This window comes from Micromonospora sp. WMMC241 (genome assembly GCF_027460165.1).
GTDB classification, from domain to species: Bacteria; Actinomycetota; Actinomycetes; order Mycobacteriales; family Micromonosporaceae; genus Micromonospora; species Micromonospora humi.
This window is the reverse complement of sequence record NZ_JAPZBF010000001.1, coordinates 1,412,980-1,433,465: the sequence shown is the minus strand read 5'-3', so window position 1 is coordinate 1,433,465 and position 20,486 is coordinate 1,412,980. Positions and strand designations below refer to the sequence as shown.

Sequence of the window (20,486 nt, the reverse complement as noted above, 5' to 3'; positions counted from 1 at the left end):
GCGGTCAGCACCAGCGGCGCGGCGGCCGCTCCCGGCGGATCGTACGGTTACCGGGACGCACCGCGCCGTGCCGGTGACCGCCGGCCCAGCCGGCCTGGTCACTGCGGCAGGTCCGAGCCGGCTCCGGCTCGACCGCGGGGTACGCCGGCTCGACGACCCGCTGCCGCGGCACCGCCGGCTCGTCGTCGGCACGCTCGGGCGTCCACCCGGCGGGCTCGCCCGCGTGGGTCAGGCCCGTCCGGCGCGACTGGTCGTGGCCCGGCCGGCAGGGCTCGTCCTGGGCGCAGCCGTGCTCGGCCTCCCCGTGCGCCATCCCGGTCTCCTCACCTTCGCCGTCGCCCGCCGGGCGGAACACCCCGACGCGCCCTGACACCGTACTGGCCCGGCCCGACGAGATCGTCAGCGCGTACCGGTGGAGATCGTCCGGCGGGGTCCGTGTCGCGGACGCGGGGTGGATCCGCTGGTCAGCGCGTGTCAGGCTGGTGCGGTGAGCGAACCGGGCGGGACGGAGACGTCGGCGACGCTGCGCCGCATCGAGCGGGCCGCGGGCAGCCTGGCCACCGCCAGCGTCGCGCGGATGGACGAGAGCCTGCTCTGGTTCCGGGAGCTGCCGGCCGACCAGCGCTCCTGGGTGATGGTGGTCGCCCAGGCCGGCGTGCGGTCGCTGGTGCAGTGGCTGCGGCAGGGCGGCGGCGCGACCGACCGCACCCAGGAGGTGTCGGACGAGGTCTTCGCCACCGCGCCGCAGGCGCTCGCCCGCTCGATCAGCCTCCAGCAGACCGTGGCGCTGATCAAGGTGACCATCGAGGTCGTCGAGGAGCAGGTGTCGGAACTGGCCGTGCCGGGCGAGGAGCAGTCGCTGCGGGAGGCGGTGCTGCGCTTCTCCCGGGAGATCGCCTTCGCCGCCGCGCGGGTCTACGCCCGGGCCGCCGAGACCCGCGGCTCCTGGGACGCCCGGCTGCAGGCGTTGCTCGTCGACGCGTTGCTGCGCGGTGACTCACCGGACGTGCTGGCCAGCCGCGCCGCGGCGCTGGGCTGGTCGGATGCGCCGCCGGTGGCGGTGGCGGTGGGCCGCTCCCCCGGCGGCGAGGTCGCGGCCGTGCTGCACACGGTCTACCGGCAGGCCCGACGGATCGGCGTCGAGGTGATCGGCGGGGTGCACGGCGACCGCCTGGTCATCGTGCTGGGCGGGGCGGCCGACCCGCTGGCGGCCACCGGGAAGCTGCGTAGCGCGTTCGGCGACGGCCCGGTGGTGGTCGGTCCGGCGGTGCCCAGCCTGGACGAGGCGACCGAGTCCGCGCGGGCGGCGCTCGCCGGCTTCCGGGCCGCGCCGGCCTGGCCGACCGCGCCGCGCCCGGTCGCCGCCGGCGAGTTGCTGCCCGAGCGGGCCCTGGCCGGCGACGCCGAGGCCCGCCGCCGGTTGCGCCACGACGTGTACGCGGCACTGGCCCGCGCCGGCGGCGAACTGCTGGAGACGCTCGACGCGTTCTTCGCGGCCGGTGGCACGCTGGAGAGCGCCGCGCGAGCGCTGTTCGTGCACCCGAACACGGTGCGCTACCGGCTCAAGCGGATCTCCGAGGTGACCGGCTTCTCGCCGCTCTCGCCGCGGGACGCCTTCGCGCTCCAGATCGCGCTGACGGTCGGCCGGCTCGACCCGGTCGCACCAGCCGTCGCACCGGTCCCGAACCAGACAGCGAGCCCAGCCAGCCGGAAAGCCACCCAGAGCGGCGACGACCGTCGCCGATCTTTGTAGGAAACCTCTAAAGCTTCTAGTGCGGTTTGGTGCCGTGCGTTACAGCGCGGCCCGCGAGAATCCGTCAGAGTCGTAGGCGTGCTCGCCGTACTCTCGCCCGGACAGGGTTCACAGAAGCCCGGTTTCCTGAACCCCTGGCTCGACGTCGCCGGCGTCGAGGCGCGCCTGCGTTGGTGGTCGGCGCTGGCCGGAGTCGACCTGGTCCACCTCGGCACCCGGGCGGACGCGGACGAGATCAAGGACACCGCCCGCACCCAGCCGCTGCTGGTCGCCGCCGCGCTGCTCGCCGCCGAGCACCTGCCGATGCACGACGTCGCGCTGGTCGCCGGGCACAGCGTGGGCGAGCTGGGCGCCGCCGCCCTGGCCGGGGTACTGCCCGCCGAGGCGGCCGTGACGCTCGCCGGCGTACGCGGCCGGGAGATGGCCGCCGCCTGCGCGCTGGAGCCGACCGGGATGGCCGCCGTGCTCGGCGGTGACCCGGACGAGGTGCTCGCCGCGCTCGAGACGCACGGGTTGCACGCGGCCAACCGCAACGGCGCCGGCCAGATCGTCGCCGCGGGCGCCGTCGCCGGGCTGGAGAAGCTCGCCGCCGAACCGCCGGCCCGGGCCCGGATCATCCGGCTCCAGGTGGCCGGCGCGTTCCACACGCCCTACATGGCCCCCGCCGAGAACGCGCTGGCCGTCGTGGCCGCCGGCGTCACGGTGGCCGACCCGTCCCGCATCCTGCTGTCCAACCTCGACGGCAACCCGGTCGGACACGGCCGGGAGACCCTCCGGCGGCTGGTCCGGCAGGTGACCGCCCCGGTCCGCTGGGACCTGTGCATGCGCGCCCTGGCCGACCTCGGCGTCACCGGCGTGGTCGAGCTGCCGCCGGCCGGCACCCTGGCCGGCCTGGTCAAGCGGGAGCTGAAGGGCGAGGGCGCACCGGAGATCGTCACCCTGAACACCCCGGACGACCTGCCCGCCGCCCGGCGGCTCATCGCCCGGCACGGCGGCCCGGCCGCCCACCGCCCGGCCGCCCACCGCCCGGCCGCCCGATACCGGGTGGTCGTCTCCCCCGCCGCCGGTGTCTTCACGCCGGTGGCCGAGCTGGCCGAGGGCGCCGAGCTGCGCGCCGGCCAGGTCCTCGGCCACGTCGCCGGCCGGCAGGGGCCGGTCGAGGTGACCGCGCACCACACCGGGTCGCTCACCGAGTGGCTCGCGCACCACGCCGACCCGGTCGCCCCGGGCCAGCCCCTCGTCCGCATCGGAGGATCGCACTAAATGGTCGGCAGCCGGATCGCCGCGATGGGGCACTACCAGCCCTCCCGCGTGGTCACCAACGACGAGCTCGCGCAGATGGTCGACACCAACGATGAGTGGATCAGGGACCGGGTAGGCATCGTCACCCGCCGGATCGCCGGCGACGAGACGGTGGCGGACATGGCCATCGCCGCGGCCGGCAAGGCACTGGCCAACTCGGGCCTCACCGCCGCCGACATCGACCTCGTCGTGGTGGCGACCTGCACCTCCGTGGACCGCAGCCCGAACGTCGCCTGCCGGGTCGCGGCCAAGCTGGGCATCAACGCGCCCGGGGCGTACGACATCAACACCGCCTGTTCCGGCTTCGCGTACGCGCTGGGCACGGTGGACCACGCGGTGCGGGCCGGCGCGGCGCGCAACGCGATCGTCATCGGCGCGGAGAAGCTCTCCGACTTCACCGACTGGACCGACCGGTCGACCTGCATCATCTTCGGCGACGGCGCCGGCGCGGCGGTGGTCACCGCGACCGCCGACGACGAGCCGGCCGGCATCGGGCCGGTGGTGTGGGGCTCCGCGCCGGAGAAGAGCGACGCGGTCCGGATCGAGGGCTGGCAGCCCTACATCGCGCAGGAGGGTCAGTCGGTGTTCCGCTGGGCCACCACCTCGCTGGCCCCACTGGCCCTGCAGGCCTGCGAGCGGGCCGGGGTGGACCCGTCGGAGCTGGCCGCGTTCGTGCCGCACCAGGCCAACGGACGGATCATCGACGGCATCGCCAAGCGGCTGAACATCCCGGACGCGATCATCGCCAAGGACATCGTCGAGTCCGGCAACACCTCGGCGGCGAGCATCCCGCTGGCCCTGTCGAAGCTGGTCGAGCGGCGCGAGGTGCCCTCGGGCGCCCCGGTGCTGCTGTTCGGCTTCGGCGGCGGCCTGACCTACGCCGGTCAGGTCGTCCGCTGCCCCTGATGACCCCCTCGGGCGCAGACGCGCTCCAGGTGCGGTGGCCGGCGTCGCCGACCACCGAGAAACCCCCGATGAGAGGAACCAACCGCAATGACCCGTGACGAGATCACCGCCGGCCTCGCCGAGATCCTCGAAGAGGTTGCCGGCGTGAACCCGGACGACGTGGCCGAGGGGAAGTCCTTCACCGACGACCTCGACGTCGACTCGCTCTCCATGGTGGAGGTCGTGGTGGCGGCCGAGGAGAAGTTCGGCGTCAAGATCCCGGACAACGAGGTGCAGAACCTGAAGACCGTCGGGGACGCGGTCAGCTACATCGAGGCGCAGTCCTGATCATGAGTCGCCCCGACGTCGTCGTCACCGGGCTCGGCGCGACGACCCCGCTCGGCGGGGACGTCGCGTCGACCTGGGACGCCATGCTCGCCGGCCGCTCCGGGGTGAGTGCGCTCACCCAGGAGTGGGCCGCGCAACTGCCCGTCCGGATCGCCGCCCAGCTGGCGGTGGACCCGTCCGAGGTGCTCGACCGGGTGAAGCTGCGCCGGCTGGACCGGTCGCAGGCGATCGCCCTCATCGCCGCGCGGGAGGCCTGGGCGGACGCCGGGCTGACCGACGGCGGCGCCGACCCGGAACGGCTGGCGGTCAGCGTCGGCTCGGGCATCGGCGGCGCCACCACCCTGCTCGCCCAGGACGACATCCTGGAGGCGTCCGGCCCGCGGCGGGTCTCCCCGCACACGGTGCCGATGCTGATGCCGAACGGCCCGGCCGCCTGGGTCGGGCTGGAGCTGGGCGCGAAGGCCGGTGTGCACTCGGTGGCCAGCGCCTGCGCGACCGGCGCGGAGGCGATCGCGCTGGGCCTGGACATCATCCGTTCCGGCCGGGCCGACGTGGTGGTGGCCGGTGGCACCGAGGCGGTCATCCACCCGCTGCCGATCGCCGGTTTCGCCTCGATGCGGGCCATGTCGACCCGAAACGACGAGCCGGAGAAGGCCTCCCGGCCGTGGGACAAGGCCCGCGACGGCTTCGTGCTCGGTGAGGGCGCGGGCGTGCTGGTCCTGGAGCGTGCCGAGCACGCCGCCGCCCGCGGCGCGCGAGTCTACGCACGCCTGGCCGGCGCCGGGATCACCTCCGACGCGTACGACATGGTGCAGCCGCACGCCGAGGGTGAGGGCGCCATCCGGGCCATCACCCGGGCGGTCGCCGACTCGGACGTGGCCCGTACCGACATCGTGCACGTCAACGCGCACGCCACCTCCACGCCGGTGGGCGACATGCTGGAGATCGGCGCGCTGCACCAGGCGATCGGCGACCACGTGTTGCTGACCGCCACCAAGTCGATGACCGGGCACCTGCTCGGCGCGGCCGGGGCGCTGGAGTCGATCGCCACCATCCTGGCCATCCGCGACGGTGTGGTGCCGCCGACGATCAACCTGGAAGACCCGGACGACGGCCTGAACCTGGACGTGGCCGCGCACAAGGCCCGGCACCTGGAGATCCCGGCCGCGCTGAACAACGCGTTCGGTTTCGGTGGCCACAACGTGGCGCTGGTCTTCACCCGCCCCTGAGCGTGTAAGGAGGGGCCCCCTTTTAACAGACGTCTGTTAAAAGGGGGCCCCTCCTTACATCAGCCCCGGTTGCGAGGGTGCTGGCGGGCGGTCCGCTCGTTGCCCCGCCGGTAGTTGCCGGTCCAGCGGGCCATCGCCAGCTGCGGGTCGTCGTCGACCTCGGCCAGGAACTGCGCGGCCCGGCCGCCGCGCAACGTGCCCGCCACCCGCCCGTGATGCGTGATCACCACGGTGCCGTCGGCGCGTGCCACGTAGCGAAACCCCTGCGCTGCCTCTCCCATGGGCGCTGACCCTGCCACCCGGGCACCCCGTGCCGCACCCTGGTTTCGCCGCGCGGGGTGTTAAGCGGGGCCCCCTCCTCTACCGAATGCGTTAAGCGGGGGCCCCTCCTTACGCCTTGCAGGTGGTGGCGGGGAGGCCGGACACGGGCACCGGGGAGCGCCCGGTGGGGCGGGCCTTGCCGGCGAGCACCGCGGCCAGCGCGGTCATCGAGGCCGGGGTGGACGAGTAGGTCGCCAGCACGGTCGGCGACTTCGCGCCGGACAGCACGTACGGCGTGTCCATGGCCACCGTCACCGCCGCGTCGGCGCGCAGGTCCTTGGCGCCGTCGCCGTACCCGACGAGGTGCACCACGGTGCCGCCGGAGGACACCACCTTCACCCCGGCGGCGGTCAGCGCCTCGGTCAACGCGGCCCGGGTGCGGTCCCGCCCGCCGGAGGAGGTGACCCGGATCGGGCCGGCCACCGCGCCACCGCACCGGCCGCGCAACACGGTCACCGCGGCGGCGGCCAGGTCGACGGCGGCCTTGCGGTGCTCGGCGCCCGCCAGCGTGGACAGCGCCGGCTGCGGGTGCCCGGCCAGCCGGAACTTCATGGTGAGCACCCGGGTGACCGCCTCGACCAGGCGGGCCCGCGACAGCGAGCCGTCCTTCAGCGCGGCGCGCAGCCCGTCGTACGCCTGGCCCACGTTCGGGGTCATCAGGATGAGGTCGTTGCCGGCGTTGAGCGCGCGGACCGCCGCCTCGCCCGGCGACCACTTCTTCGCCGGGGCCATGTTCATCCCGTCGGTGATCACCACGCCCTGGAAGCCGAGCTGGCCGCGGAGCACGTCGGTGAGCAGCTTGCGGGAGAACGTGGCCGGGGTGCCCGGGTCGACCGCCTTGACGTTCAGGTGGGCGGACATCACCGCCATCGCGCCGGCGTCGATCCCGGCGCGGAAGGGCGGGAACGCGGTGCGGTCCAGCACGGCCCGGGACTGCCCGACCACCGGCAGGTCGGTGTGCGAGTCGGCGGCGGTCAGGCCGTGCCCGGGAAAGTGCTTGACCGCGGCGCCCACACCCTCGGCCTGCAGACCGCGTACCGCGCCGGCCACCTGGGGGGACGCGGTCGCCGGGGTGGCGCCGAAGGACCGGGAGCCGATCACCGTGCTGCGGGTGGCCAGCACGTCGGCGACCGGCGCGAAGTCCAGGTTGATGCCCATCGCGGCCAGTTCGGCCCCGGCGGCCCGCCACGCGGCCTCGGTCAGCGCCGGGTTGCCGGCCGCGCCGGCGGCGAGCGGGCTGGGCAGCTGGGTCACCCCGTCGGTGACCCGGGTGACCACGCCGTACTCCTGGTCGGTGCCGACCAGGAAGGGCGCGGCGCCGGCGGGCAGCTTGCCGGCGGCGGCCCGCAGCCCGTCGGTGAGTGCCCGGACCTGCTTCGGGCTGTCGACGTTCGTGGTCTCCTGGTTGCCCGAGGTCGGGTCGTCGGCGCTGAAGCCGACCAGGATCACGCCGCCGAGTCGGTACTTCGCCACCATCTCGGCGGGCGTGTCGACGCCGGCCAGGGCGCGGTTGCCGGCGGCCGAGCCGGCGGAGACCTCGGTGGCCGAGCTGCCGTAGGCGTACGGCATCAGCACCTGCCCGACCAGGTCCTCGTCGGAGAGCGTGGCGACCAGCGCGGCGGCCCGGGCGGCGGGGTCGGCGGCGGTGGGCGCCGGCGCGGCCGACGAGGGCGCCGGGGCCGACGGAGCCGGGCGGGGCCGGTCCGGCCCGTCCGAGCACCCGGCGGCGAGCAGCGCGGTCAGTGCGGCGAGCGCGACGGCGGAGCGCCGCGAGGGAATCGACACGGGTCCCACCGTATCGGGGCAACTCGCCCCGCCGTCACCCCACCCGGGTGAGCAGCGTCACCGGGGCGCCGTCGCCGGCGTACCGGTAGGGCTCCAGCTCGGCGTCCCAGGCGGTGCCGAGTGCCTTGTCCAGTGCGTGCGCGAGCGCCTCGGGGGCGCGCGCGGCGGCCATCAGGCTGCGCAGCCGGTCCTCGCCGAGCTGGATGTCGCCGGCCGCGCCGACGGTGGCCCGGAACAGGCCCCGGCCCGGGACGTACATGAAGCGCTCGCCGTCGACGCCGGGACTGGGTTCCTCGGTCACCTCGAAACGGATCATGGGCCACTGCCGGAGGGCAGCAGCCAGCTCGGCACCCGTCCCCGGGCTGCCGGTCCAGCCGCACTCGGCGCGGCGAGCGCCGTGGTCGACGGGCTGCGCCGTCCAGTGCAGGTTGACCGGCGCGGCGAGGACGCGCGCGATCGCCCACTCGACGTGCGAGCACACGGCGAGCGGGGTCGAGTGGACGTATACGACGCCACGCGTTGGCACGGTGACCTCCCGGTGAGCCGAGGTGCGTCTTCCCCTACGACCTCGTCACCCGAGTGGCCTCTGGCACACATGATGACGGCTGTGACAGGTGGTGCGCCAGCGAATCGGAAAATTCGCCGGGGTCGGGCGGCCGGAAATACCCGGGTGGCCGACCCGGTTGTGTCCCGTGACGGCAGCGACGACCAGCCAGGCGTCGTGGTCGTGTACAGTTCTCTGGGCGGTTCTGTGCCGCCGCACGTCTTCGCGGGCCGGCGCTCACGGGCGTCACTCGCATCAGCCCCCGGACGTTTCCCGTCCCCACCGTACGTCTGCAAGGAGTACCTCCGTGGCGAGCAACACCTCTAAGACCGCGCGCGCGTCAGTCCGGGCCGGCCAGGCTGGCCAGGGTGGCGCCCTCAGCGTGCTGGGCGAGTTCAAGTACCTGATCCCGCTCAACGGCGGCAAGCACGCCTACGTGCGCAACCTGACCAACGGCAAGACCGCGCACCTGCGCACCGACTCCGACGCCTTCGTCGAGGAGATCCGGACGCTGGCCGCCGCCGGCCACGCCGCCAAGATCCGCGCCGAGATCAACGGCCTTGCCGCGTCCCACCCGGACCACGGCTGGGACGCGACCGAGAAGCGTCTGGTCGAGGCCGGCGTCTTCGAGGGCTGAGCGCCCTCACCCGCACCACCACGACCGCCCGTCGGGGATCACCCCGGCGGGCGGTCGCGCGTCTCCTCCTCCGCCAGCACCGTGACCTCGCCGGTGGCCAACTCGTAGAGCGCGCCCACCACGGCCAGCTCGCCGGCCGCGACCGGGGCGGCGAGCAGGTCGTCGGCGCGCAGCGCGGCCACCGTCCGCCGCACGTGCCGGCGGATCGCCAGCGGGTGCGCGGCCGGATCGTCCACACCCACCTCGACCACCGCGGGCGCGATCCGGTCCACCACGTAGGCCAGCGCCCCGCCGGGCCGCCGGCCGGTGCGCAGCGCGTCGACCGCCGACGCCACCGCGCCGCAGCGCTCGTGGCCCAGCACCATCACCAGCCGTACGCCGAGCTGCCCCACCACGTACTCGATCGAGCCGCAGACCGCCCGGTCCAGCACGTGCGCGCCGGTGCGGATCACGCAGATCGACCCGAACGTCTGGTCGAAGATCGCCTCCAGCGGCACCCGGGAGTCGATGCAGCCCAGCACCACGGCGTACGGCTGCTGGTCGCCGGAGGCCACCGCCGCGGCGGCGCTGACGTCGTGCCCGTGCAGCGGCTGCCCGCTGACGAAGCGGCGGTTCCCGGTGAGCAGCTCGGCCAGGGCGGCCCGGGGGCTGCGGGCGGCGGGGGTGGTCGGCATGCCCCCAGCCTGGTCATCGATCCGACCCGGCGCGGACGGACGGCGAATCTTCTCACCGTCCCGGTTGCCGTGGTGTCATGGCGGGTAACGCCGGTGTCACCGCCGGGTCACTCCGGTGGACCCAGCGGCCCGGGGAGGTGGACCATGCCGGAGCACCAGGAACTACGGCTTCCCGACGACGTACGCCTGCACGTCACGGCGGTCGGGCCGGTCGACGCCGAGGTTACCGTGGTCCTGCTGCACGGCTGGACGCTGGACGGGCGCAGCTGGCACCGACAGCTCGCCGACCTGCGGGAGCGCTTCGGCGACCGGGTGCGGGTGGTCGCCTACGACGCGCGCGGGCACGGCCGGTCGAGCTGCCTGACCCTGCGCGACGCCACAGTGGCCCAGCTCGGCGACGACCTGGCCGCGGTGGTCGACGAGTTCGCCCCGTCCGGCCCGGTCGTGCTGGTCGGGCACTCGATGGGCGGAATGACCGTGATGGAGTACGCGCACCGCCACCCCGACCGGTTCGCCGACCGCACCGCCGGCCTGGTCTTCGTCTCGACCACCGCGGAGGGGCACACGCACACCGTCTACGGGCTCTCGCCCCGGATCGCCCGGCTGATCCGCCTCGCCGAGACCACCGGGGCCGGGGTGCTGGCCCGCTGCGGCGGCTGGCGGCCGCCGTACGCGCTGCTGCGCGCGCTGCGCCCCAGCATCCGCTGGATGCTCTTCGGCGACCGGTGCGACCCGGCCGACATCCGGCTGGTCACCTCCGCGGTGGCGCACGCCACGCTCCGCTCGATCGGCGGGTTCCGCGCCTCGATCGGCGCCCAGCACCGGCTGGAGACGCTGGCCGCCCTCGGCGGGCTGCCGGCCGCCGCGCTGGTCGGCGACCGGGACCGGCTGACCCCGCCGCCCTGCGCCGAGTCGATCGCGGCGGCGCTGCCCACCGCCGAGCTGACCGTCTGCCCGGGCGCCGGCCACATGCTGATGATGGAGCGCCCGGACGAGGTGAACGCCGCCGTCGCCGGGGTGGTGGGCCGGGTGCTCGCCGGCCCGGCCGCGTCGGGCGCCCGCCCGGCCGCGTCGGCCACCCGGTCGGTCGCCCGGCGGCGACGCCGGTCGGCCGCTCGCCGGGTGGCGGCCTGACCCGCGCCCGACCCACCACCGGGTGACCGGGAAACGGGTGGGAACAGCCGGATAACGGGCAGGCGGCACCGGCGTGCGCCGGTCAGCGGCATGGCCCCGACGTCCGGCTTGCCGGCGGCCCGTACCCTCATTCAGCCCGTCGTGCCGTCCGACCACAGGAGCACCGCGTTGACCGACCAGACCACGCTGGACCGGGAGATCGCCGCCGAGCAGCGGCACCTCGACCGGGTGTACGCCCGGCTGGCCGAGCTGCGCCGGTCTGCGGCCGACGCCGAGCGGGAGGGGTACCAGCTGGCCCGGGTCGGCACGTTCGGCGCGCTCGTCGAGCGGGACGCCATGGTCTTCCACGCCGCCCAGCGCCGGCACGTGCTGGACGCCGAGCACGAGGGACTGGTCTTCGGACGGCTGGACCTGCGTACCGGGCAGGTGCTGCACGTGGGCCGGCTCGGCGTGCGCGCCGACGACGCCGAGACCCTGGTGGTGGACTGGCGGGCGCCCGCCGCCGCCGCGTTCTACCAGGCCACGCCGGCCGAGCCGCGCGGCGTGGTGCGCCGGCGCACGATCCAGTCCGCGGCCGAGAAGGTCACCCGGATCGAGGACGACCTGCTGGACCCGGAGGCCGCCCCGCCGGACATGGCGGTGGTCGGCGACGGCGCGTTGCTGGCCACGTTGTCCCGGGCCACCGGCCGGGGCATGCGCGACATCGTGGCCACCATCCAGCGGGAGCAGGACGAGGCGATCCGCTCCCCCGGCAACGGCGTCACGATCGTCTCCGGCGGCCCGGGCACCGGCAAGACGGCGGTGGCCCTGCACCGGGCCGCGTACCTGCTCTATTCCGACCGGTCCCGGTACGCCGGCGGCGGCATCCTGGTGGTCGGTCCGTCGGGCGTGTTCGTCGAGTACATCGCGTCGGTGCTGCCGTCGCTCGGCGAGGAGACCGCGACGCTGCACTCGCTCGGCTCGCTCTTCCCGGGCCTGTCCGCGACCCGGACGGACCCGCCGGAGGTGGCGTCGGTGAAGGGTTCGCTGCGGATGCGCCGGGTGCTGGAGCGCGCCACCCGGGACGCGGTGCCGGACTCCCCGGCGGAGCTGCGCCTGCTCTACCGCGGTGAGCTGCTGCGGCTGGACCGGCCGGCGCTGGACGCGGTGCGGGACCGGACGCTGACCCGGGGCGCGCGTCGCAACGAGGTGCGTCGGGCGGCGTTCGACGCGGTCCTCGCCGCGCTCTTCGCGCAGGCCCGGACGCTGCGGGTGGGCCGGCTGCCGGAGCAGCCCGCGTTCGAGGACGAGATCATCGAGCGGCCGGAGTTCCGCGAATTCCTCAAGGCCTGGTGGCCCCGGCTGCACCCGCGGCACGTGCTGGGCTGGCTGGCCCGGCCGGAGCGGCTGCGCCGGTACGCCGGCGGGGTGCTCTCCTCGGCCGAGATCCGGCTGCTCACCGACGCGTACCGGACGCTGGACACCGACGGGCTGACCGTCGCCGACATCGCCCTGCTGGACGAGCTGGACGCGTTGCTCGGCACGCCGGTGCGGCGGGCCCGGCCGAAGCGCGACCCGTACCAGTTGGCCGGCGGCGTGCGCGAGCTGAGCACGTACGCCGATCGGCAGCGTGCCGCGCGGGCCGCGGCCCGGGAGCGCCCGGTGGACTACCGCGACTACGCCCACGTGGTGGTGGACGAGTCGCAGGACGTCTCGCCGATGCAGTGGCGGATGGTCGGGCGGCGCGGGCGGCTGGCGTCCTGGACGGTGGTCGGCGATCCGGCGCAGACCGCCTGGACCGGGGACCCGCAGGAGCTGGACCGGGCCCGGGACCAGGCGTTGGGGCGGCGTCGGCGGCACCGCTACGAGCTGACCACCAACTATCGCAACTCGGCGGAGATCTTCGCGGTGGCGGCGGCGGAGATCCGCCGGCTGTACCCGGACCTGGCGCTGCCCGACGCGGTGCGGTCGACGGGCGTGCCGCCGGTCCAGCGCACCGTGGCCGCGGCCGAGCTGCCCACGGCCACGGTCGAGGCGGCCCGGGTGCTGCTGGCCGAGGTGGAGGGGACGGTCGGCGTGATCACGCCGGTGCCGCGCCGGGACGAGGTCGCCGGCTGGCTGGGCGAGCTGGGCGCCGGCCGGCTCCAGGTGGTCAACAGCCTGCAGGCCAAGGGCATGGAGTACGACGGTGTGGTGCTGGTCGCGCCGGGTGAGATCCGGGCCGATCCGGGCTCCGGGGTCCGCACGCTCTACGTGGCGCTCTCCCGGGCCACCCAGCGCCTGACCACCCTCGACCCGGTGGGGTGAGGACACCCTCACTTGCACACATAGCGATGTGAGCATAGATTGGTTCCGGCCGGGGCACGGGGCGGAGGGTGTGTGCGTGGGCGCAGGTCATGACCACAGCGATGCGGTGGCCAACGCGGCGCACCGCCACCGGGGGCGACTGTGGGCCGCCTTCGCGCTGCTCACCGTGCTGATGCTGGTCGAGGCGGTGGCCGCCGTCACGACCGGCTCGCTGGCCCTGCTCTCCGACGCCGGGCACATGTTCACCGACGTGCTCGGCATCGGCATGGCGCTCGCGGCGATCAGCGCCACCCGGCGCGCCCGCACCGATCCGCAGCGGACGTTCGGGCTCTACCGGCTCGAGGTGCTCGCGGCGCTGGCGAACGCGGTGCTGCTCGGCGCCGTCGCGATCTACGTCCTGGTCGAGGCGGTACGCCGGTTCGGCGAGCCACCGGAGGTGCTCGCCGGGCCGATGCTGGTGGTCGCCGTGCTCGGCCTGCTCGCCAACGTCGCCGCGTTCGCGCTGCTGCGCTCCGGCGCCCAGGAGAGCATCAACCTGCGCGGGGCGTACCTGGAGGTGCTCGGCGACCTGCTCGGCTCGCTCGGCGTGATCGGCGCCGCGCTGGTCATCGCGCTCACCGACTGGTGGTGGGCCGACCCGCTGGTCGCGGTGGCGATCGGCCTGTTCATCCTGCCGCGCACGTGGCGGCTCGGCCGCGCCGCGGTGCGCATCCTGGTGCAGGCCGCGCCGGAGCACCTCCAGGTGACCGCGGTGCACGACCGGCTGGCCGCCGTGCCCGGCGTGGCGGAGGTGCACGACCTGCACGTCTGGACACTCACCTCGGGCATGGACGTCGCCTCGGCGCACCTGACCGTCGACGCCGGCACCGAGGTCGCCGGCGTGCTGGCCGCCGCCCGGGCCGCGCTGCACGAGGACTTCTCGATCGACCACGCCACGTTGCAGATCGAACCCGGAGCGTCAGCCGGGGCCTGCGGTCCGACCGAGTGGTAATTAGGACAGACTTAAATCACTGTGTTTATTGTTGGCTTATGCCGGTTTTGCCCGGTAGCTGGCTCCGGTCGGCGGAGCCGGCTCCGGGCAGCGCCGGTAGGCTCGGTCGCGGCCACACCTCGGGCGTCACTCCGGCACCCGAGGGCGCGGCCGGCGCCTAATCGCCCGCAGGGCGAGCCGGGGAACCACGTACGTGGGGTGCATCCGCGTCAGCGGTAGGGATCTTCCGTCCCGAACCCGTCAGCTAACCCGGTCGGCGGTTGACGGAAGGACACACGAATGCCCACAGTGGCACCTGCACGACGGACGGCCGCCCGGTTGGCGGCCCTGCTCGTCGCGACGCTGGCCCTCGGCGTCGGGACCGTCCCGGTCTCCCCCGCCTCGGCGGCACGGTCGACTTCCCCGACCGGCCTGCTCGCCGCCGCACCCGGCGACGACGACGAGGGCGGCACCCCGGCGCTGCGCGATCAGCTCGACGCGGCCAGCAAGGGCTGGCTGGAGGCCAAGGCCGCGCTGAGCCGCTCGGTGACCCGGCAGAAGCAGCTCAACGACCGGCTCAAGACGATCGACGTGGAGCTGACCGAGCGCGACGCCAAGGTCGGCGAGATCGCCGAGGTGGCGTACCGCACCGGCCGGATGGGCACCGCCGCGGCGCTGCTCGGCAGCCGCAGCCCCGAGGGCTTCATGGACCGGGCCGCGGCCTTGGAGACGGTCGCCGCGCACGAGGACCGGACGCTGCGCGACCTGATCACCACCCGGGACGAGGCCATCCGCACCCGCGGCGCGCTCGACGGCGAGATCCGGGAGCAGCGCAAGCAGGTCACGTTGATGGCCAAGCGCAAGGACCAGGCCGAGCGGGCGCTTGAGGTCGCCAACCGGCGGCCGGCCGCCGGCAGTGGCAGCAGCGGCAGCAGTGGCGGCGGCAGCGTCCGGGGCACGTCCACGGCGAACGCGAAGCCGGCCAAACGCAACTCCGACGGCTCGTGGCCGGCGGAGTCGTGCAGCGTCAACGACCCGACGCCGGCCAGCGGCTGCATCACCCCGCGCACGCTGCACGCGTTGCAGCAGGCCAAGGCGGCCGGTTTCACCAGGTACGTCTCGTGCCACCGGCCCAGCGGCTCGGGCGAGCACCCGAAGGGGCGGGCCTGCGACTTCGCGGCGCAGAAGGACGGCTTCGGCGGCGTCGCCAGCGGCGGCGACAAGACGTACGGCAACAACCTGTCCGCCTACTTCATCCGCAACGCCGACCGGCTCGCCGTGCTCTACGTGATCTGGTTCCGGCAGATCTGGCTGCCCAGCAGCGGCTGGAAGTCGTACAGCGGCGGCAACGGCGACCCGTCCAGCGACCACACCAACCACGTGCACCTGTCGGTCTACTGAGCACTACGCCACACGACGTACGCCCGGTGTCGTCGCGCGGCCCACGACGTGGGCCGCGCGACGGGGCGACGATCGGGGCATGAGACGACTCTCGCCCGCCGGCCGCAAGGCGCTGCTCACCGCGCACCTGGCCACCTCGCTGGGCTGGCTCGGCAGCGACCTGACGCTGCTCGCGCTCGGCATCGCCGGGCTGCGCGGCGCCGACCCCGACGTGGTCTACCCGGCGGCGGCGCTGCTGGTCACCTGGCTGTTCGCGCCGCTGAGCGTGGCGGTCTGGCTGATCGGGACCGCCAGCGCGCTGCTCACCCCGTGGGGCCTGCTGCGCTGGCGCTGGGTGCTGGTGAAGTTCGCGCTCACCACCGTCATGCTCGGCCTGGTGCTGCTCCTGCTGACCCCCCGGATCCGGCACCTCGGCGCGCTCGCCGACACCGCCGACGCGCACCTGCGGGTCGACCTGGTGGTGCCGCCGGCCGTCTCCACGACGCTGCTGCTGATCGCCACCGTGCTGTCCACCTACAAGCCGTGGGGGCGGATGCGGCGGGGTCGGCCCGGCTGACCCCACCGAGTCAGGCCGGCCGGCCCTCCAGGGTCGCGCCGAGGCGGGCGGCCAGCCCCAGGTGGGCCGCCCGGGCCTGGCGGAACGCGTAACCGAGCAGCGGCGCGGGCGCGGTGAGGGTGATCTCCACGTCGATCCGCACCACGCCGTCGGGCTCGTCGCGCAGCCGGGTGTGGTTGCGTACCGTCGTCGCCGGTTGCTGGCGGGCGACGGTGACCACCTCGTCGTCGTTGGCGATCAGCACGTCCGCCTGGTAGGTGATCGGGAAGTGCAGCGGACCGAGCTCCAGCCGGTCGGTGATCGCGTAGCTGGCCAGCGCGCCCGGCCGGGGCGGCAGCTGCCGCACCCGGACGATCAGGGGATGCAGCTCGCCCTGCCGGCTCAGGTCACCGAGCAGGGCCACCGCGTCCGCCCGGCTGCACCGGGCCTGCACGGTGTAGCTGAAGCTGTCGCTGCTCTGCAACCGGTCCCCCTCGCCGTCGTGGGTCCGGACGATCGTCCCGTACCGGGGCCGGGCTGGCAACGGGTCGAAGGTCCCCCGGTCGGCGAGGGCAGGACGGGTCTCCGCGCTCGGGCGGCGCGGGGCGCGCTCAGGCGCCGGGGAGCACCTCGGGGATGTCGTCGGCGAACCAGGGCTCGGGCGCGCCGAAGAGACCGAGCAGACCGGTCACCCAGAGCTGGCGGTGCACGAACCGGCTCGGCTCGGTGACCACGAGTTTGACGCCGCTGACCTCGCAGGTCTGGAAGCCGGCCACCATGGCGCTGATGCCGACGGAGTCGATGAACGTCACGAGCCGCATGTTGAGCTCGATCCGGGCGGGGCGCCCCTTGGCGAGCACCTCGGCGATCGCCTCCCGGACCTCGTACGCGGTGTCGACGTCGATCTCCCCGCGGGGCGCGATCTGGACGACACCACCCGGACGCATCGACTTCACGATCGACAGGCTCACGCGAGCACCTCCACTCGCCCCAACGGGCGCCTCATCAGTACGCGGGCCGCGACCGAGAGTATTCCTCCAACGGCCCCGGTCGCCACCCCCCGGGATGAGCAATTCGCGGACTGGGCACACCTGGGCGAGCCCAATCCGGACCTCCGGGTTCCGATTTCCCCTTCGACGCGGACCACGACCAGCCGAACGACCGAGCCGGGTCGACCGATCCGCCGACCCAGGGTAGCGGGCCCGCGCACGTCCCGGGGAATACCCACCCGTCGGCGCGTTCGGGTGATTCGTCCCATTCGGGCCGGGTCCCCGCGGGCGCGGGTGGGGTTTGGGAGAAGGGTGGGTGGGGCACTGCCCACCGGGAGTGAACCGTGACGCGCCGGATGAGGGGTAGAACGATGTTCGGATCCAGCCTGATGGACCGCCGCAGCAAGCCCGAGCGAGTCGCGGACCAGGCGTGGCAGCACCTGATCTCCGCGGTCGGCTCCGCCGGGGACAGCGTGCGCGACGTCACCCGCACCGCCCGCCGAAGCTCGTCCGGCCTGGCCGACGACGCCACCGACCTGGTCGGCTCCGCCGCCGACGAGGCGCGCCGGCGGGCCGGCCTCGCCTTCGACGCGCTCGCCGGTCGCCGGCCCGCGCTGCCCTGGACGCTGCTGATCGCGGCGGCCCTGGCCGGCGCCGCCATCGGCTGGGCTGCCGGCACCGCCGCCCGCGCCGCCGGCAGCCGGGAGCGCAGCGCCGACGAGATCGAGTTCGTGGACGTCGACCGGCCGAACTCCCCGGCCGGCCTGGACGGCTGACCCGCGCACATCTCGCACGAGCGGTGGCCGCCCCCTCGGGGGCGGCCACCGCTGTCTTCCCGCCGGCTGCCCGGCGATCTTGGACTTGTGGCACCTCCGATAATGGTGCCAATCGGGCATTACTGGTGCCACAGCTCCAAGATCGCCGGGGGATGGCGGGCGGCACGCCGGCCGGTCAGCGGGCGGTACAGGTCACCGTGGGCGTGCGGTTGCCGCCGGTCGCCGTCGCGGTGAAGCCGACCGTGGTCGACCCGCCGACGCCGAGGTTGCCGTTCCAGCCCGCGTCGGTGACCGTCACCGCCGCGCCGGTCTGGGTGTACGACCCGCTCCACAGCTGGGAGATCCGCTGACCGTCCGGGAAGGTCCAGGTCAGCGTCCATCCGGCGATCGGCGCAGTGCCCGAATTGCGCACCGCCACCTCGCCCTGGAAGCCACCCGGCCAGGTGTTCGTCACCGCGTAGGTGGCCGCGCACCCGCGCCCGGTCGACGGGGTGGGCGTGGGGCTCGGCGCGGTGGGGGTGGGCGTGGGCGTGCGGGTCGGGGTCGGCGAGGGCGACGGCGCGGTCGGGGACGGCGTCGGGCTCGCCGAGGTGGGGGTCGGCGTGGGCGTGCCGCCGAGCCGGTCCGCCACCAGGATGCCCCGGCCGTTGGTGCCCAGGTAGACCCGGCCGTAGACGCGCGGGTCGCCGGTGAGCGCCTCGCCCGCGTTGCCGTACTGGTGCTTGTCGTCGTTGATCCGCACCCAGGTCGTGCCGGCGTCGTCGGAGCGGTACACGCCGGCCGTGCCGTCGACCGTGCCGACGGTGAACAACGCCGGGTACGTCTTCCCGGGCGCCGCCTTCCCGAAGCCGACGTTCACCGCCGAGGACACGCCGGTCACCTTGGCGAAGCTCGTGCCCGAGTTGGTGGAGTGCCAGAGCCCGCCCTCGCCGGCCAGCCAGAGGTCGCCCTCGACGCCGGGCAGCGCCTTGACCTTGACCCCGGTGGTGGGCAGGCCGGTCGCCGCGGTCGCGGTGAAGCTCGCCCCGCCGTTGGTGCTGACGTAGAACTTCCCGGCGCTGACGCCGTAGAACTTGTTCGGGTCGACCCGGTCGGACTCGACAGTGGCGTTGGCCGGGATGCCGGTGGCGGCGGTCCACGAGTTGCCGAAGCCGACCGAGCGGACGACCTGCTGCCCGGCGTCACCGGGCGACCAGACGAACTGGCTGCCGTCGGCGGACGCGGCGACCGTCCCGCCGTTGTTGATCCCGCCCGGTTCGGTGCCCTGGAACCAGTTCGCGCCGCCGTCGGTGGAGAAGGCCACGTGGCTGTCGTTGGGCCGGTCGGAGTCGGTGAAGTTGCCGGCCCGGACCATCACCGCCGGCTTCGTCTCCGCGTAGTCGAGGCTGGTGGTGCTGGTGAACACCGGTTGGGTGAACATCATCGGCGGCACCGCGCCGAGGTCGGTGTGCCGGAAGCCGCCGATGTCGCCGAGCCCGCTGACCAGCGGCGCGCCGGACGGCGGGCTGATCAGGTCGAGCACCGCGGTCTCCTCCAGGCCCTTCACCATCGGCGTGATGGTGAAGGTGCCACCGGTGTCCCACTTGGTCAGGCCGGTGGTGCCGTAGATCGTCGCGCCGGTGCCGTACATCATCCGGTCGCTGTCGAACGGGTCGATCTCCAGCGACTCGTTCATCCAACCCAGCTTCGGGGTCTCCTCCGGCGGGGCCGGATTCGCGCCGAACGTCAGCCACGGCACCGAACTGACGTCCATGGCGTACTTCTTGCTCCGGTTCGGATAGCTGGTGAAGTCCCAGATCCGGGTCCAGGTCGCGCCCCCGTCGGTGCTGCGCCAGAAGATCGCGTCCGGCCACCAGGAGATCTGGGTGGCGACCATCAGCGTGTTCGGGTGCTGGCGGTCGATGGTCAGCCCGGAGTAGCCGAAGTAGGCGTCCCCGCTGGACGACGGGACCGGGCTGATCCGCGTCCACGCGCCGGTGGCCCGGTCGAACTTCCACACGTCGCCCTTGCCGCCGTCGTACGGGCCGCCGGTGTCGCTGGTGGCGATGTAGAGGAAGCCGCCCACCGGGTCCACCACGCCCTTGTGCGCCAGGTAGCCGGTCGGCTGCCCGGGGATCCGCTCCCAGGTGACGCCGGCGTCGGTGCTGCGGTAGACCGGGTTCTGCTTGTCCGCCACGCCGACGTAGATCGTCTTCGTGGCGGTGCCGGCCGTACCCGTGCTCTTGTCGAAGCTCACCCAGGTCAGGCCCTGGTTCTGGCTCTGGTAGCCGCTGCTGTCGTTCGGGTCGGCCCGGTAGTTGCCCACGTTCGGGAAGGCGGCGACCTTGGCCCAGGTCACCCCGGAGTCGGTGCTGCGCCACAGGCCGTTGCCGCCCTCGGCGCCGTAGTAGAGGACGCTGTTGCGGTTCGGGTCGACCGCCAGCCGCTCCCCCATGCCCCGGCCGGGCATGTTGCCGCCGTTCTTGAACGGCAACTCGGTGGCCTGCCAGGTGGCGCCCTTGTCGGTCGAGCGCAGGATCGCCCCGTGGTTCGGGTCCCAGTCGTTGGTGTACATGCCGACCGCCGCGTACACCCGGTTGGTCTGCACCGGGTCGGTGGCGAGGCTGACCACCCCGTTCCAGCCCCACCGGTCCGCGCCGACGAAGTCCAGCAGCGGCGTCCACGAGCCGGTGGCCTGCTCCCAGCGGTACGCCCCGCCGATGTCGGTCCGCGCGTAGATCAGGTTCTTCTCGGTGGGGTTGAAGACGATGCCCGGCACGAAGCCGCCGCCGTCGATCCGGACGTTCTTCCAGGTGTACGGCTCCGCGGCCGCGGCGGCGGCCGGGGGCGCGCCGGTGGCGACGAGCGGCACGACGACGGCCGCTGCCGTGGCGGCCAGCGCGACGGCGGCCAGCCCGGCGAGACTTCTGCGCATGGG

At 74.3% G+C, this 20,486-nt stretch carries 20 protein-coding genes and 1 riboswitch; of the genes, 12 read left to right on the top strand and 8 right to left on the bottom strand.

Annotation, left to right across the window (positions count from 1 at the left end; all coding sequences use genetic code 11):
• Nucleotides 1–4: 4 nt before the first annotated feature.
• Nucleotides 5–313, bottom strand: a complete 309-nt coding sequence (locus tag O7598_RS06960) for a hypothetical protein (RefSeq protein ID WP_269690533.1) — start codon at nt 311–313, stop codon at nt 5–7.
• Nucleotides 314–451: 138 nt separating this feature from the next.
• Between O7598_RS06960 and O7598_RS06955 the strand changes: the two genes are divergently transcribed.
• From O7598_RS06955 to fabF, 5 genes are all read left to right on the top strand, one after another.
• Complete coding sequence (locus O7598_RS06955; RefSeq protein WP_332367364.1) at nt 452–1,753, top strand: PucR family transcriptional regulator; 1,302 nt, start codon at nt 452–454, stop codon at nt 1,751–1,753.
• A 78-nt stretch (nt 1,754–1,831) separates the two neighbouring features.
• Complete coding sequence (locus O7598_RS06950) at nt 1,832–3,016, top strand: acyltransferase domain-containing protein (RefSeq protein ID WP_269690531.1); 1,185 nt, start codon at nt 1,832–1,834, stop codon at nt 3,014–3,016.
• Nucleotides 3,017–3,961, top strand: coding sequence for a beta-ketoacyl-ACP synthase III (locus O7598_RS06945; protein ID WP_091058902.1), 945 nt, complete (start codon nt 3,017–3,019; stop codon nt 3,959–3,961).
• Between the two features lie 87 nt (nt 3,962–4,048).
• A complete protein-coding gene (locus tag O7598_RS06940) occupies nt 4,049–4,288 on the top strand; it encodes an acyl carrier protein (protein ID WP_007072348.1) in 240 nt (79 codons plus the stop codon).
• A 2-nt stretch (nt 4,289–4,290) separates the two neighbouring features.
• Nucleotides 4,291–5,517: a beta-ketoacyl-ACP synthase II gene (gene fabF, locus O7598_RS06935; protein ID WP_269690530.1), complete on the top strand. Its 1,227-nt coding sequence runs from the start codon at nt 4,291–4,293 to the stop codon at nt 5,515–5,517.
• Between the two features lie 59 nt (nt 5,518–5,576).
• Here fabF and O7598_RS06930 read toward each other — a convergent pair whose 3' ends face one another.
• The 3 genes from O7598_RS06930 to O7598_RS06920 all read right to left on the bottom strand — a co-directional run bounded on the left by O7598_RS06930 (nt 5,577) and on the right by O7598_RS06920 (nt 8,149).
• A complete protein-coding gene (locus O7598_RS06930; RefSeq protein WP_269690529.1) occupies nt 5,577–5,768 on the bottom strand; it encodes a hypothetical protein in 192 nt (63 codons plus the stop codon).
• Between the two features lie 139 nt (nt 5,769–5,907).
• Entirely contained in the window at nt 5,908–7,623 is a 1,716-nt protein-coding gene (locus O7598_RS06925; protein WP_442929827.1) for a glycoside hydrolase family 3 protein, read from the bottom strand.
• Between the two features lie 34 nt (nt 7,624–7,657).
• Complete coding sequence (locus tag O7598_RS06920) at nt 7,658–8,149, bottom strand: DUF3145 domain-containing protein (protein WP_091058888.1); 492 nt, start codon at nt 8,147–8,149, stop codon at nt 7,658–7,660.
• Between the two features lie 325 nt (nt 8,150–8,474).
• On the opposite strand from O7598_RS06920, the gene O7598_RS06915 reads away from it, so the two are divergent.
• Nucleotides 8,475–8,804 (top strand): hypothetical protein, encoded by a 330-nt coding sequence (locus O7598_RS06915; RefSeq protein WP_091058885.1) that lies wholly within the window; start codon nt 8,475–8,477, stop codon nt 8,802–8,804.
• A 38-nt stretch (nt 8,805–8,842) separates the two neighbouring features.
• On the opposite strand, the gene O7598_RS06910 is transcribed toward O7598_RS06915, so the two are convergent.
• Nucleotides 8,843–9,478 (bottom strand): carbonic anhydrase, encoded by a 636-nt coding sequence (locus O7598_RS06910; RefSeq protein WP_269690527.1) that lies wholly within the window; start codon nt 9,476–9,478, stop codon nt 8,843–8,845.
• A gap of 144 nt (nt 9,479–9,622) precedes the next feature.
• On the opposite strand from O7598_RS06910, the gene O7598_RS06905 reads away from it, so the two are divergent.
• The 5 genes from O7598_RS06905 to O7598_RS06885 all read left to right on the top strand — a co-directional run bounded on the left by O7598_RS06905 (nt 9,623) and on the right by O7598_RS06885 (nt 15,825).
• Nucleotides 9,623–10,612, top strand: coding sequence for an alpha/beta fold hydrolase (locus O7598_RS06905; RefSeq protein ID WP_269690526.1), 990 nt, complete (start codon nt 9,623–9,625; stop codon nt 10,610–10,612).
• Between the two features lie 168 nt (nt 10,613–10,780).
• Nucleotides 10,781–12,898: a HelD family protein gene (locus O7598_RS06900; RefSeq protein WP_269690525.1), complete on the top strand. Its 2,118-nt coding sequence runs from the start codon at nt 10,781–10,783 to the stop codon at nt 12,896–12,898.
• Nucleotides 12,899–12,974: 76 nt separating this feature from the next.
• A complete protein-coding gene (locus O7598_RS06895; protein ID WP_269690524.1) occupies nt 12,975–13,889 on the top strand; it encodes a cation diffusion facilitator family transporter in 915 nt (304 codons plus the stop codon).
• A gap of 144 nt (nt 13,890–14,033) precedes the next feature.
• A riboswitch (cyclic di-AMP (ydaO/yuaA leader) is annotated at nt 14,034–14,163 on the top strand.
• 5 nt (nt 14,164–14,168) lie between these two features.
• Nucleotides 14,169–15,269, top strand: coding sequence for a coiled-coil domain-containing protein (locus O7598_RS06890; RefSeq protein ID WP_269690523.1), 1,101 nt, complete (start codon nt 14,169–14,171; stop codon nt 15,267–15,269).
• A 79-nt stretch (nt 15,270–15,348) separates the two neighbouring features.
• Complete coding sequence (locus tag O7598_RS06885; protein WP_269690522.1) at nt 15,349–15,825, top strand: hypothetical protein; 477 nt, start codon at nt 15,349–15,351, stop codon at nt 15,823–15,825.
• Nucleotides 15,826–15,835: 10 nt separating this feature from the next.
• On the opposite strand, the gene O7598_RS06880 is transcribed toward O7598_RS06885, so the two are convergent.
• The gene (locus O7598_RS06880) at nt 15,836–16,348 is read right to left on the bottom strand and encodes an SRPBCC family protein (protein ID WP_269690521.1); all 513 of its coding nucleotides are present in this window, start codon (nt 16,346–16,348) and stop codon (nt 15,836–15,838) included.
• A 67-nt stretch (nt 16,349–16,415) separates the two neighbouring features.
• Complete coding sequence (locus O7598_RS06875) at nt 16,416–16,775, bottom strand: STAS domain-containing protein (RefSeq protein ID WP_091058869.1); 360 nt, start codon at nt 16,773–16,775, stop codon at nt 16,416–16,418.
• Between the two features lie 389 nt (nt 16,776–17,164).
• Here O7598_RS06875 and O7598_RS06870 point away from each other — a divergent pair, with 389 nt between their 5' ends.
• The gene (locus O7598_RS06870) at nt 17,165–17,569 is read left to right on the top strand and encodes a hypothetical protein (protein ID WP_091058865.1); all 405 of its coding nucleotides are present in this window, start codon (nt 17,165–17,167) and stop codon (nt 17,567–17,569) included.
• A gap of 175 nt (nt 17,570–17,744) precedes the next feature.
• Here the strand turns inward: O7598_RS06870 and O7598_RS06865 are convergent, their stop codons facing one another.
• On the bottom strand, nt 17,745–20,483 hold the full coding sequence (locus O7598_RS06865; protein WP_269690520.1) for a cellulose binding domain-containing protein: 2,739 nt from the start codon (nt 20,481–20,483) through the stop codon (nt 17,745–17,747).
• Nucleotides 20,484–20,486 lie beyond the last annotated feature (3 nt).

What these genes read in the sequence shown, in the direction of transcription:
- O7598_RS06940 (WP_007072348.1), top strand. Translation starts at nt 4,049, where the DNA reads ATGACCCGTGACGAGATCACCGCCGGCCTCGCCGAGATCCTCGAAGAG.
- fabF (WP_269690530.1), top strand. Translation starts at nt 4,291, where the DNA reads ATGAGTCGCCCCGACGTCGTCGTCACCGGGCTCGGCGCGACGACCCCG.
- O7598_RS06910 (WP_269690527.1), bottom strand. Translation starts at nt 9,478, where the DNA reads ATGCCGACCACCCCCGCCGCCCGCAGCCCCCGGGCCGCCCTGGCCGAG.
- O7598_RS06890 (WP_269690523.1), top strand. Translation starts at nt 14,169, where the DNA reads ATGCCCACAGTGGCACCTGCACGACGGACGGCCGCCCGGTTGGCGGCC.
- O7598_RS06960 (WP_269690533.1), bottom strand. Translation starts at nt 313, where the DNA reads ATGGCGCACGGGGAGGCCGAGCACGGCTGCGCCCAGGACGAGCCCTGC.
- O7598_RS06945 (WP_091058902.1), top strand. Translation starts at nt 3,017, where the DNA reads ATGGTCGGCAGCCGGATCGCCGCGATGGGGCACTACCAGCCCTCCCGC.
- O7598_RS06885 (WP_269690522.1), top strand. Translation starts at nt 15,349, where the DNA reads ATGAGACGACTCTCGCCCGCCGGCCGCAAGGCGCTGCTCACCGCGCAC.
- O7598_RS06905 (WP_269690526.1), top strand. Translation starts at nt 9,623, where the DNA reads ATGCCGGAGCACCAGGAACTACGGCTTCCCGACGACGTACGCCTGCAC.
- O7598_RS06870 (WP_091058865.1), top strand. Translation starts at nt 17,165, where the DNA reads ATGTTCGGATCCAGCCTGATGGACCGCCGCAGCAAGCCCGAGCGAGTC.
- O7598_RS06865 (WP_269690520.1), bottom strand. Translation starts at nt 20,483, where the DNA reads ATGCGCAGAAGTCTCGCCGGGCTGGCCGCCGTCGCGCTGGCCGCCACG.